The sequence below is a fragment of the Terrabacter aerolatus genome (genome assembly GCF_007991735.1).
GTDB classification, from domain to species: Bacteria; Actinomycetota; Actinomycetes; order Actinomycetales; family Dermatophilaceae; genus Terrabacter; species Terrabacter aerolatus.
This window is the reverse complement of the sequence record NZ_BJYX01000014.1, coordinates 33,058-44,658: the sequence shown is the minus strand read 5'-3', so window position 1 is coordinate 44,658 and position 11,601 is coordinate 33,058. Positions and strand designations below refer to the sequence as shown.

General features: G+C 71.5%; 13 protein-coding genes, 1 pseudogene and 1 riboswitch. Of the genes and pseudogenes, 4 read left to right on the top strand and 10 right to left on the bottom strand.

Annotated elements, in window-relative coordinates:
- Window positions 1-15 precede the first annotated feature (15 nt).
- Entirely contained in the window at window positions 16-717 is a 702-nt protein-coding gene (locus TAE01_RS13320; protein WP_186815200.1) for a potassium channel family protein, read from the top strand.
- Window positions 718-719: 2 nt separating this feature from the next.
- Here TAE01_RS13320 and TAE01_RS20715 read toward each other — a convergent pair whose 3' ends face one another.
- Together TAE01_RS20715 and TAE01_RS21205 are read right to left on the bottom strand one after the other, a co-directional pair.
- Complete coding sequence (locus tag TAE01_RS20715; RefSeq protein WP_222594130.1) at window positions 720-998, bottom strand: hypothetical protein; 279 nt, start codon at window positions 996-998, stop codon at window positions 720-722.
- A gap of 172 nt (window positions 999-1,170) precedes the next feature.
- Window positions 1,171-1,491: pseudogene (locus TAE01_RS21205) on the bottom strand (DUF389 domain-containing protein); the annotation flags it as partial.
- On the opposite strand from TAE01_RS21205, the gene TAE01_RS20915 reads away from it, so the two are divergent.
- Both TAE01_RS20915 and TAE01_RS13310 read left to right on the top strand, forming a co-directional pair.
- Window positions 1,418-1,786 (top strand): hypothetical protein, encoded by a 369-nt coding sequence (locus TAE01_RS20915; RefSeq protein WP_246111334.1) that lies wholly within the window; start codon window positions 1,418-1,420, stop codon window positions 1,784-1,786. The pseudogene TAE01_RS21205 and the gene TAE01_RS20915 overlap by 74 nt on opposite strands.
- Before the next feature lie 9 nt (window positions 1,787-1,795).
- Window positions 1,796-2,359 (top strand): GNAT family N-acetyltransferase, encoded by a 564-nt coding sequence (locus TAE01_RS13310; protein ID WP_147067225.1) that lies wholly within the window; start codon window positions 1,796-1,798, stop codon window positions 2,357-2,359.
- A gap of 82 nt (window positions 2,360-2,441) precedes the next feature.
- On the opposite strand, the gene TAE01_RS13305 is transcribed toward TAE01_RS13310, so the two are convergent.
- From TAE01_RS13305 to TAE01_RS13295, 3 genes are all read right to left on the bottom strand, one after another.
- A complete protein-coding gene (locus tag TAE01_RS13305) occupies window positions 2,442-3,512 on the bottom strand; it encodes an alkene reductase (protein ID WP_147067223.1) in 1,071 nt (356 codons plus the stop codon).
- A gap of 345 nt (window positions 3,513-3,857) precedes the next feature.
- Window positions 3,858-4,742 carry a CHAP domain-containing protein gene (locus tag TAE01_RS13300; protein WP_147067221.1) on the bottom strand — a complete coding sequence of 295 codons (885 nt, stop codon included), beginning with the start codon at window positions 4,740-4,742 and terminating at the stop codon, window positions 3,858-3,860.
- 4 nt (window positions 4,743-4,746) lie between these two features.
- Window positions 4,747-4,937: riboswitch (cyclic di-AMP (ydaO/yuaA leader) on the bottom strand.
- Window positions 4,938-5,327: 390 nt separating this feature from the next.
- The gene (locus TAE01_RS13295; RefSeq protein ID WP_147067219.1) at window positions 5,328-6,170 is read right to left on the bottom strand and encodes a mechanosensitive ion channel family protein; all 843 of its coding nucleotides are present in this window, start codon (window positions 6,168-6,170) and stop codon (window positions 5,328-5,330) included.
- A 253-nt stretch (window positions 6,171-6,423) separates the two neighbouring features.
- On the opposite strand from TAE01_RS13295, the gene TAE01_RS20910 reads away from it, so the two are divergent.
- Window positions 6,424-7,215: a TetR/AcrR family transcriptional regulator gene (locus TAE01_RS20910; RefSeq protein ID WP_371860836.1), complete on the top strand. Its 792-nt coding sequence runs from the start codon at window positions 6,424-6,426 to the stop codon at window positions 7,213-7,215.
- A 150-nt stretch (window positions 7,216-7,365) separates the two neighbouring features.
- Here TAE01_RS20910 and TAE01_RS13285 read toward each other — a convergent pair whose 3' ends face one another.
- The 5 genes from TAE01_RS13285 to TAE01_RS13265 form a co-directional block, all read right to left on the bottom strand.
- Window positions 7,366-8,184 (bottom strand): class F sortase, encoded by an 819-nt coding sequence (locus tag TAE01_RS13285; RefSeq protein ID WP_147067215.1) that lies wholly within the window; start codon window positions 8,182-8,184, stop codon window positions 7,366-7,368.
- Between the two features lie 26 nt (window positions 8,185-8,210).
- A complete protein-coding gene (locus TAE01_RS13280; protein ID WP_147067213.1) occupies window positions 8,211-8,990 on the bottom strand; it encodes a CHRD domain-containing protein in 780 nt (259 codons plus the stop codon).
- A 189-nt stretch (window positions 8,991-9,179) separates the two neighbouring features.
- On the bottom strand, window positions 9,180-9,551 hold the full coding sequence (locus TAE01_RS13275; RefSeq protein ID WP_147067212.1) for an iron chaperone: 372 nt from the start codon (window positions 9,549-9,551) through the stop codon (window positions 9,180-9,182).
- 153 nt (window positions 9,552-9,704) lie between these two features.
- Window positions 9,705-10,478, bottom strand: a complete 774-nt coding sequence (locus TAE01_RS13270) for an alpha/beta fold hydrolase (RefSeq protein ID WP_246111332.1) — start codon at window positions 10,476-10,478, stop codon at window positions 9,705-9,707.
- A gap of 86 nt (window positions 10,479-10,564) precedes the next feature.
- Window positions 10,565-11,581, bottom strand: coding sequence for a zinc-dependent alcohol dehydrogenase family protein (locus TAE01_RS13265; protein ID WP_147067209.1), 1,017 nt, complete (start codon window positions 11,579-11,581; stop codon window positions 10,565-10,567).
- Window positions 11,582-11,601 lie beyond the last annotated feature (20 nt).

Genomic DNA, 11,601 nt, shown 5'->3' with positions numbered 1-11,601 from the left:
CCTATCCTCGGTGAGGTGGGCAACCGGCTGCTCGACCGCTTCGACCTCGTGCTCCTGCTCGTCCTCGCCGTCATCGTCAGCCAGGCGCTCGTCGACACCCGCGGCTCCGTGTGGGGCTCGTTCGTCACGCACGCGGTGACCGGGGTCGCGCTCGTCGTCGCCGCGCGGGCGTCGGCGGTGCGGCGTCGGGCGCGGCGCATCCTCGACGTGCTCGTGCTCGTCACGGTCGTCAGCAACCTCGTGCTGCTCGTCCCGACGAAGGGCACGACGCCCATCTCGCCCGATGCCGTGCAGCCCGAGGGGGTGTGGCTCGTCGCGGCGCTCGTCCTGCCCGTCATCATCGGCCGGCGGCTGCTGCAGCACCAGGTGGTGCGGGTGCAGACCGTGCTCGGGGCCGTCGCGGCCTACCTGCAGATCGCCGTCGCCTACGCCACGCTCTTCCAGACCATCGACGGCACGACGCCGACCCACTTCTTCGGACGCCAGGTGTCCACGACGGTCTACACGTACTTCAGCCTGACGACGATCTCGACGGTCGGCTACGGCGACTACACGGCGGTGACCGACCCGGCCCGGCTCGCGTCGACGAGCGAGGCCGTCATCGGCCAGGTCTTCCTCGTCACCTTCGTGGCGCTCATCGTCTCGCGCTTCGCCGCCGGTCCCGGACGGGGTGCGCCGACCGACGCTGCGTCGCCGGACGCGGACGGCTCGGCCTGAGCTCAGCTCGTCGTCCCGAGGTCGACGCTCTCGCCGACCGACCGCTCGAGGACCACGGGTATGCCGCCGGGCAACCTCCCGCTGAGGTCGCTCATGAGCGTCGTGGTCGGGGGAAGGGTGCCGGGCGCACGGACGTGGATGACGAGGCTGAAGCCCTGGTTCGTGATGTCGACGACCTCGGCCCCGGGCGTCGCCGCGAGCCACGTCCGGGTCGTGTCGCGCCCGACCTCGGTCAGTCCGGCGACCGCGAGCGCGACGAGCGAGTTGAGGGCGATCGGCACGAGGACGAGCAGGACGAGCAGGCCGAACGTGACGGACCTTCTGCCGCGGCCGGCCGCCCTCCTCGCGGATGCTCGTCGTGTAGCCGAGGGTGGTGAAGACGAGGCTGCCGGCGAAGACGAGCGCGAGGAAGTTGGACAGGAAGAGCACGAGCGCCCCGAAGGCCAGGCTCGCGCTGCCCCCTGCCAGGCAGATGCCGACGACGCAGAGCGGCGGCACGAGCGAGATCGAGATGGCCACCCCCGGCAGGATCGCGGCGACGTCCTTGCGAGCCAGCGCGATCGCGCCGGCGAACCCGGTGGCCAGGGCGCCGAGCAGGTCGACGAGCCGCGGACTCGTCCGGGCCGCCACCTGCGAGTTGGCGAGCAGGTCGTAGGGGCTCGGCAGCAGGAGCGAGAAGAGGGCGCCGACTGCGATGACCATGAGACCGCCGAGCACGACGAACTTCACGCCGCCGGTGCGCTCGCGCTTCACGAGTGCCAGGGCCGTGCCCATGATCGGTGTCGACAGCGGCGCGATGATCATGGCGCCGATGACGGTCGCGGTCGAGTCGGCGATGATCCCGGCGCTGGCGATGGAGGCGGCGAGGACGAGCATCGTCCAGAACGCCGACCGCTTGGAGCGCAGGTCACCCTCGTTGAGGTCGAGGTCCGCGGTCAGCTCCTCGAAGGTCCGGCGCTGGTTCTCGGGGAGCACACGGGCCCGGATCGCAGTGAGCATGGCGCCAGTGTGGCCGAGCGTCGGGCCGGGCGGGAGGGGGTCGCGCCGAGGGTCCCGGGCTGGGTCCTAGCATCGCGGCATGCCCGACCTGCCTGATCCGCTCGACACCCCCGAGACGCGCGTCCGCGACGCGACGGCGGACGACGCAGGCGCGTGTGCCGCGATCTACGCGCCCTACGTGACCGGCACGACCGTGACCTTCGAGACCGAGGCGCCGGACGGTGACGAGATGGCGCGCCGGATCGCCAGGGCGCAGTCCCGGCACGCCTTCCTCGTCCTCGAGGAGGACGGCGCGGTCGTCGGCTACGCGTATGCCGGACCGTTCAAGGAGCGCGCCGCGTACCGATGGTCGTGCGAGGTGTCGGTCTACCTGGCGCAGGATCGCCGCGGCCGCGGCGGTGGGCGCCGGCTCTACGAGGCCCTGCTCGAGCGGCTCACGGCGCGGGGCTACCGGATGGCGGCCGGCGGGATGACCCAGCCCAACGAGGCGAGCGCCCGTCTGCACGCGGCGCTGGGGTTCGAGCCGGTGGGCACCTACCGGGCCATCGGGTGGAAGTTCGGCCAGGCGCGCGACGTCTCCTGGGTCCAGCGCCCGCTCGGTGACCCGCTGCCGCCCGGCGTCGACCCACCCGAGCCCACCTGACGCGTACGAAAGTGCCCACTCGACGTGGGGTCACGTCGAGTGGGCACGTCGTCACGGCCGTCGTATGCCGTGGGACCGGGTCTCAGGGGAGGGCCGGGTAGTCCGTGTAGCCCTCGGCGCCGCCACCGTAGAAGGTGTCGGAGTTCGGCTCGTTGAGGGGGGCACCCTGACGCCAGCGACGGACGAGGTCCGGGTTGGCGAGGAACTCACGGCCCACGGCGACCGCGTCACCGAGGTCGCGCTCGAGGATGTCCTCGACGTCGGCCAGCTCGGTCACCTTGGTGAAGCCGGTGTTGAGGATGACCGGTCCGCCGAAGCGCTTGCGCAGGTCGCGGACGAGGTCCGACTCCGGGTCGCCGAGGATGCTGAGGTAGGCCAGGCCGAGCGGCGCGATGCCCTCGATGAGCGACTCGTAGGTCGCGGCGGTCTCGGACTCGTCCTCCTCGAGCACGCCCTGGATGTTGTGGGACGGCGAGATGCGGATGCCGACGCGGTCGGCGCCGATGGCCTCCGCGACGGCCGTCGTGATCTCGACGACGAGGCGCGCGCGGTTCTCGGGCGAGCCGCCGTAGGCGTCGGAGCGCTGGTTGCTGCTCGGCGCGAGGAACTGGTGCGGCAGGTAGCCGTTCGCGGCGTGCACCTCGACACCGTCCATCCCGGCGGCGACGGCCTGGCGTGCGGCGTGGACGAACTCGGCCACGAGCGCGGGGATCTCGTCGGTCTCGAGAGCGCGCGGGACGACGTACGCCTGCTGGCCGTTGGGGGTCACGATCTTGCCCGGGGCGGCGATGGCGCTCGGCGCGACGCTCTCGAGGCCACCCTTGTTGTCGGGGTGGGCGATGCGTCCGGCGTGCATGAGCTGCACGACGATGTGGCCGCCACCCGCGTGCACGGCGTCGGTCACGAGGCGCCAGCCGGCGACCTGCTCGTCCGAGTGCATGCCGGGGGTGTCCATGTAGCCCTGGCCGACGGCGCTCGGCTGGGTGCCCTCGGTGATGATGAGGCCGGCGCTCGCGCGCTGGCCGTAGTACTCGGCGTTGAGCGCGGTCGGCGCCTGGCCCTCGCCGGCGCGGTTGCGCGTCAGGGGTGCCATGACGAAGCGCTGGGGGAGGTCCCAGCGGCCGATGCGGATGCTGTCGAAGGCCGTGGACACAGGCCGTCTCCTTCACGTGTTGGGGGACTGCTGGGGGTCGAGGGCGTCCACCTGGTCGGTGGAGTCTTCAACTACCTGGCGACAAGGCCCCGACGCGGAGGATCATTCCCGGTTGTCCAGGGTTGGGCGTGTGGGCGATCCCACGCCGTCGGCAGCCTTTTCGAGCGCGACGAGGTGACGCTGCCGCCCGCCGTGGGGGTAGTCGTGGCTCGTTGGGGCTCGTCGTCGCTCATCAGGGGTCGTCGTGGCGTGGGGCGGCGGGCATGACGAAGGGGAGGATGCCGCAGCATCCTCCCCTTCTTACGCGCTCAGCTCGCGGAGAGCTCCGCGGTCACGACCCGTGGGTCACGGCGCGTAGATGAAGCTCATGCCCCCGCTGAGGGTCACGGTGCGCGTGTCGTAGTTGTACGGACCCGCGGTGGCGTTCATCTCGATGATGGTCACCTGGTTGCCGTTGACTCCGGTGACCCAGCCGACGTGGCCGACGCTCGAGGAGCCGGCGACACCGGGCTGCATGACGATGATCGAGCGGGTGCGCGGCGCGGTGCCCACGGTGTAGCCCGCGGAGCGAGCACCCGAGGCCCACGCCATCGCGTTGCCGGTCCAGCCGCCGGGGTAGTAGCCCTCGGACTGGTACCACTTGCTCAGGGCGCCCCACGTGCACTGGCCGGCGGTGGCCCAGTTGGACGAGGCGCGCATGCCGGACGAGGCGCCCGGGACGGAGGCGTTGACGTTCGCCTTGACCGACGACGTGCTCGACGTCAGCGTGCGGCGGGTCAGGTCGCGCGAGGCGCGGGCCGCAGCGGCCTTGCGCTCGGCGGCGGCCTTGGCGGCGGCAGCCTGGGCGGCGGCGCGCTGGGTCTGGACCTGGACGTCCTCGATGACCTCGGGCTTCGACGTCGTCGCACGCTGGCCGCCGGTCTGCTGCGCGGGGGCGAAGCCGATCTTCGACAGGGCGGACGGCGCCGTGGGAGCCGCAGCGGTGGCGGGACCGACGGCCGCGGGGGCTGCCGAGTCCGCCGACGCAGCGGCGACCTTGCCCGAGGAGGGCGACAGGGTGTCGGCGCTGGCCGGGTTGGCGAAGGTGGCGACGAGGCCACCGGTGGCGGCGACGACGGCACCGGCCTTCATGGCCGGCTGGGCCGACTCGCGGGCAAGGAGCTTGAGCTCGATGAGGGGGTTGTGGCGGCCTGGCGCACGGTGGCGGCCGCGGGTGTTCTCAATGTTCACGCGTGTTGCCTCTCCGCGCCTACGAAGTTAGCTGTCGGGTTCGGGCGGAAAGGTGCCCGGTCTGCCACCACCTCACGAGCTGCTCGTGCGGCGGGTGCGGTCTTCACCCCAAGGACGTCCGAAGTCGTTGCGCCGGACGTCCGGAGAAACGTGTGGTTCCTCCGCTCCTGTCACAAGGTTTGATCTCTCTCGTCAGGCGGTGACAGGACTAGGCGGTCCACCTCACGAGAGCCCGACCTGGTGGCCGGACTCCCGGAAGACTAGACGAGGCAACTGGCAAATGTCACGCCGCGGTAACGGCGAGGCGTTGGTAATGCCCTGAATGTCCGCTTTCTTGGGCTTTACCTGCGCTTTACCTTGGCGGAATGAGACGCGCGTCACACCCGCGACCTGCGCTTCGCCAGCTCCCCACGGGTATGGCGCCAGTCCCGCGAGAGCGGGCGCAACGGCCTCCACCGGCAGGGGTCGGCAACCCTTTGAGGGGCGCCTCGAGTCGCGCTGCCCAGGTCGGTAGATGCCAGTCGCCGGGACAGGCGATGCCTGTCCCGGCGACTGGGGCGAGTTCGCCCCGATGCTGCGATGAGGTCAGTGACGCGGGTCGTGCGTCGAGTCGATGACCTGGGTCGAGCTGACGGCCGGGCGGTCGTGATAGAAATCGTCCGCCGCGCGAGCCTCGAGGTCGTCCTGGCCGGCCTCGTCGTAGCGCGCCTTGGCCGCGCGGGCCTGTTCGCGCACCCCGGGAGCCTGCTGCACCTGAGCCTTGATGCGGTCCGTCTCGTGCGACATCGTCTCGAGGTACTGCTCCCACCGCGACTGCATCGGACGCACGAGTCCGCCGCCCACGCCAACGATGAGAATTCCGGCGATGGTCGCCAGCACCGCGATGAGCACCGGGGTGGTGACCGTTGTTGCGATGCCGACCTGGTTCAGGGCGGCGATGATGCCCAGGCCGAGGATGAAGATGCTCGCGATGTTGGCCAGCGCCTTGCCATACGACAGGCCGCCCAAGGTGTTGGCGATCAGCTCACGGACCGCGGCCGCGATGGCCGAGGCGACGACGATGATGATGATCGCGACGATCACCTTCGGGAGGAAGGCGATCACGCCCGTGATGAGGTCACTGATCGGGTTCGGGCCGAAGACGCCGAAGGCGAGCTGCAGCACGAACAGGAGCAGTGCGTAGTAGACGAGCTTGCCGACGATGGCGGAGGCGTCGTACTGGCTCTTGGCAAGGGCCTTCTTGATGCCTCCACGCTCGACCGCGCGGTCGAAGCCGACGCGCTCGAGGACCTTGTCGACGGCCTTGCCGATGGCCTTGGCCACCAGCCAGCCAATGAGGAGGATGAGCAGGAACGCGACGAACTTGGGGACGAAGAGGGCCACTGAGCGCCAGAGGTCGGTCAGGGCGGTGCTGAGGTTGTCGGTCATGGGGGTAACTCCCTTACGTTGTAAGTCCAGCACCGACCCCATACCCAGTCGCAGGGTCTGGGCGACCCGCCGCACGCTGTCCTCACCCGGGCAACCCCGTACCCAGCACGATCGTCCCCAGACGCCGGACGGCGGGGGTGGCGACGTCCGCCGTCCGGCGTCTCGGGCCGTCGGGTCACCGCGCCACCGCCCGCCATTGAGGTGGGCCGGCCGATGGCGTAGACAGGAGGGACGCCGAGCAAGGAGCACTGTCATCCGTTCGACACGAGGCTCAGAGGACCCGCCGACGCCCGCACCGGGCCACGCGTCCACATCGACACGTGGCGAGAGGCCGGGAGTCGCGGAGTCGAGCGACGGTCACCGCCCGGGCCTGACGCGCGAGCGCATCGTCGAGGTCGCCGTAGAGCTGATCGACATCGATGGGGTCTCGGCCCTGACGATGCGACGGCTCGGGGCCCGCCTCGGGGTCGAGGCCATGTCGCTCTACCGCTACGTCAACGGGCGTGAGGACCTGCTCGAGGCCGTCGTCGAGGCTCTCGTGGGCACGATCGAGATCCCCGCCACGGGCCAGCTGCAACCGGGCGACGGGTGGCAGGCGTTCCTGCAGCACCTGGCCCACGACGTGCGTCGCCTCGCCCACGAGCACCCCTCGGCGTTCCCGCTCGTCGCGACCCGTCATCCCGCCGCGCCGTGGCTGCGGCCGCCGCTGCGCAGCCTTCGAGTCGTCGAGGGCTTCCTCGAGGGACTCCGGGCTCGGGGTTTCAGTGACCGGCAGGCTGTTGCCGCGTACCGGTCCTTCACCAGCTTCCTGTTGGGGCATCTGCTGCTCGAGTCGGCCGTGCACGGCGCCGCCATGTCCCCGGCCGAGGAGCCGCTCGACGAGGGCGACGCCGACCTGCCGAACCGCGACCACGAGCTGGACCTGGGCCGCTACCCGACCGTGACGCGGCTGCGGGGACCGCTCGGCGAGGACCATGCGGACGAGGAGTTCGAGGAGGCGCTCGAGCACCTGCTCGTGCGTCTCGACCTCGAGCACGCCCAATGAGAACACGCCAGTAGGCGCGGGACACGCTCAGTGGGTACCACTTCGTGGACGCGGAGGCCGCGCGACGAGCTGCCTCGTCGGCCTGCCGACGTGGTGGCCTGCTGACCGGGAGCCAGCACGGCTGAACGCCGGGTGGCTCCCGTCAGCAGATCAGGAGGCGCTCGTGAGGTGGCCGAAGACGACGACGTTGTCGCGGTACTCGTTGCGGCTGTCGGTCGGGCCGCCACACGTGACGAGCCGGATCTCGGCCTTGGTGAAGTCGCCGCGGTAGACGAGCTCGGTCGGGAACTGCGTCTTCTTGAACGCCTGCACCCGGTCGACCGTGAAGGTCAGACGCGAGCCGTCCTGGCGCGAGACCTTGACGACGTCGCCGACCTTGACCCGGCGCAGCTCGTGGAAGATGCCCGGCACGCCCGACGGGGTGTCGACGTGCGCCGCCAGCACCGAGGGGCCGAGCTGGCCCGGGGTGGGGCCGGCGTCGTAGAGACCGACCTCCTGGGCCGTGCCGGGGACGGAGATCGTGCCGTTGGGCTGGATGCTCAGCTGCACGAAGTGCGACGAGCGCACCCCGATCGAGGGGATCTCGAGCGAGGTCGGCTCGGAGGCCTCGAGGAAGTCCCCGATGCCGCTCCCGTCCGAGGAGCCCGATGTCTTCGGTGCGGGCGTGGCCGGTGTCCCACCCTGACCGGGGGACGCCGACGCGCTGGCCGAGGACCCAGGCGAGGACGGTGCCGTGGAGCTGGACGACCCGGCGGCGGCCGCGGGCTGCGGCGCCCCGGTCGCCGGCGCCCCGCGCAGGCCGAGCACGAGGGCCACGATCCCGACCACGACGAGGACGGCCGTGGCCGCGAGGGCCGCCGCGACACCCGCGCTGAGGCGGGTGAAGCGGCGACCCGTCGGGGCCGACGTGGGCCGGGCCGTCAGTCCGGAAGCCTCTTCAGGCGTCTGGTCGGGCGTCTCGTCAGGCATGGACCCGGTCCGTCCGCTCGCGTCGCTCAGGCGCGCGCCCGGGCACGGCGTGCCGCGAACGTGCCGGTGCCGGCCGCAGCGAGCAGGGCCACGCCGCCGACGAGCATGAGGGCCTCGTTCTGGCCACCGCTCTTGAGGGTGTCGGTGGGCAGGCCGCCACCGGTGTGCATGCCGCCGGCGGGAGCGACGCGCAGGGCGCCACACAGGGCCGGGTCGGTGGCCTCGGTCGGCAGCGACGGCATGAGGTCGCTCTTGGTGTTGCCGTCGTACTTGCCGTCCTTGTTGTAGTCGACACCGTGGATGACGACGACGGACTCGCCGGCCGAGATCGCCTTGGCGACGTCGCTCGAGACCTTGATGCTGCCGCGCTGGTAGGCGATCTTGCCGCCGGGGGCGGTGCTGAAGCGGTCGATGGCCAGGCCCGACTTCGGGCTCGTGTCACCGGTCTTGGTCAGCGAGACGACGATGTCGCCGTAGGCGGGGCCGCCCTCGGTCGTGTTGATGTGTCCGTCGCCGTTCTTGTCGTCCGACAGGATGGGGCACTCGTGACGGGCGGCGGCGCCGAAGTGGATGTGCGCGGCGTGCGGGCTGTTGGGCAGCAGTCCCGTGGCGGCCATCGTGACGGTGATCGTGTTGCCCGTGACGTCGACCATGGCCGTGCCGCTGCCCATGACGCCGTTGCCGGCGACGGGCTTGAGGTTGGCGCTGACCGAACCGTCGGCGGCGGAGGCCGGCCCGACGCTGAGGGCCAGGGCGGCGGCTGCGGCGAGGCTGGCGCCGGCGATCCGAGTGGTGGTGGTGCGCATCTGTGTTCCTCCTTGACGAGGAGACAAGCCGTCCATCCTGCTCTGCTTCAGACGGGGGGTCGTCGTCGACCGTCTCCGCGCGGGGGTTCGCCACCACCGCCACCGCTGGATTGGGGTTCCACCGAATTCTTTTCCAGGTCTTTGGCGCTACCCCGACGGGCCTACCCCGACGGTGCTACTCGGACGGCGCTACTCCGACTGGTCGGCCGCGGCGGCGCGGCGCTGCAGGCACAGCTCGGTGATCTGCCCGATCAGCTCGAGCGGGACGGGCCGGCTGATCGGGAAGCGCACGGTGTCCTTGGCGCGCCGGTAGGGCGCGATGGCCCGCTCGAACGTCCGGTCACCCGTCGGCACGGGGTAGAGCCCGACGTGGTTCTTCCAGCCGGCGTAGTAGATGAGGGGCTTGCCGTCGACGGTGAAGGTCGCCATGCCGTAGCTGATCTTCTCGGCCGCATGCGGAGCCGCCTCGCGAATGGCACGTCGGACACCCGCAAGCTGGGTTCGCGTCTCCTCGGGGTAGGACGCGATGTAGTCGTCGACGGACGCAAATCTCGGGGCCAAGCCAGGTCCTCACCTAGTTACGGACCGGTCGTTGGAGGGGTTGACCCGACTGTATTGGCCCAATGGGACGTCTGCAAAGCAAGTTCGCATGCGCGACCTAACGGTCACCACCCTACAAAAAGGGTGCGGCGCCGTCCCGTCGGGGAGGCGGGCTCAGACGTCGACCCAGTCCTCGCCCGCGAGGACCCGCCCGACGACGCCCTCCGCGTGGCGGCCGAGCAGCGTCGCCGCCGTGAAGTCGGCGGCGAGCCCGTCGAAGACCCTGCCCCGGCGCAGCATCGCGTGCTTGCCCCCCTCGACCGTGACGTAGCCGACGCGGTCGGCCGTGCGGGCGAGGTCACGGGCCACCGAGGCGGAGTTCGTCGGCCGGGCGACGCGGTCGTCGTCGCCGTGCACGACGAGGATCCGGCGGCCGCTGAGGTCGAGGCGTCCCTCGGTGGGATAGACCCAGGGGTTGAGCGCCACGGCGCTGACGACGGGCTCCTCCGCGGCTGCGAGCAGGGCGGCGCGCCCGCCGAGCGAGTGCCCGACGAGGGCGACCGGCAGCTCGGGGCCGAAGCGGTCCGCGACCTGGGCGAGCGCCCAGCGCACGTCGTCGACGGGCGTGTGGTGCGCGTCCCAGCCGCGGGTCGAGTTGAGCAGCCGCAGCACGGCCAGCTCGCCCTTCGCGACGCTGGCGATGCGGGCGGCGATCGGCAGCATCCGCAGCACCGACAGCTGGGTCGGGCTCACCCGCATCGGGCGACGTCGAGCGGCTCCGCCGTGCAGCACGAGCGCGACGCCCCGCGGCGCGCTGGGCGCCGCCGTGTCGATGAGTCGCGCGTGGGTCACGTGCTGCTCCGCCTTCCGGGCTCTGCTCGTGGCTCTGCTGGTGGCTCTGCTGGTCGCCTCGATGGGGTATGCCGTGTGCTCGGGTTCGCGGGTCACGTGCGGGATTCGGAGACCGCACGTCCACGGCTTGGTGTGCACACGGCATACCCGATCGGTGGAGCGGGAGGGCGGCCGAGCGGCGCTCAGGGGCGCAGGAGCACCTTGACGGCGCGGCGCTCGTCCATGGCCCGGTAGCCCTCGGCGACCTGCTCGAGGGGCAGCGTCAGGTCGAAGACCTTGCCGGGGTCGATGCGGCCGTCGACGACTCGGGCCAGCAGGTCGGGCAGGTAGGTGCGGACGGGAGCCATGCCACCGGCGAGGCCGACGTTGCGGACGAACATCTGGCGGACCGGCAGCTCGACGCCGTGCGGGGCGCCGACGAAGCCGACCGTCGAGCCGGGGCGCCCGATGCGGAAGGCGGTCTTCATCGACTGGTCGGTGCCGACGCACTCGAGCACCGAGTCGGCGCCGATGCCGCCGGTCAGGTCCATGATCGCCTCGACGCCGGCGTCGTCGCGCTCGGCCACGACGTGGGTGGCGCCGAACTCGCGGGCCAGCGCCTGACGCGGCTCGTGGCGCGACATCGCGACGATGCGCTCGGCACCGAGCTCCTTGGCGGCGATGACGCCGCAGAGGCCCACGGCCCCGTCGCCGATCACGACGGCGGTGCCCCCGGGCCGCACGCGCGAGGAGACGGCGGCGTGCCAGCCGGTCGCCATGACGTCGGCGAGCGTGAGCAGCGAGGGGATGAGGGCGTCGTCGGGCAGACCGTCGGTGGCGACGAGGCTGCCGTCGGCCTGGTTGACGCGGACGAGCTCGGCCTGGCCGCTCTCGGTCCAGCCCTGGTGGTCGCAGACCGAGGTCATGCCGGCGAGGCAGTGCGGGCACGTGTTGTCGCAGTGGACGAAGGGGATGACGACGAAGTCGCCCTTCTTGATGGTCCGGACGTCGGCGCCGATCTCCTCGACGACGCCGACGGCCTCGTGGCCGATCGTCGAACCGGCCTCGATGGGGTTGGCGCCGCGGTAGGGCCAGAGGTCCGAGCCGCAGATGCAGCCGGCGACCACGCGCACGATGGCGTCGGTCGGGGCCTCGATCGTCGGGTCGGGGACGTCGGAGAGGCGGATGTCGCCGGGGGCATGGATGGTCGTCGCGCGCATGCGCCCATCCTTCTCCTGCG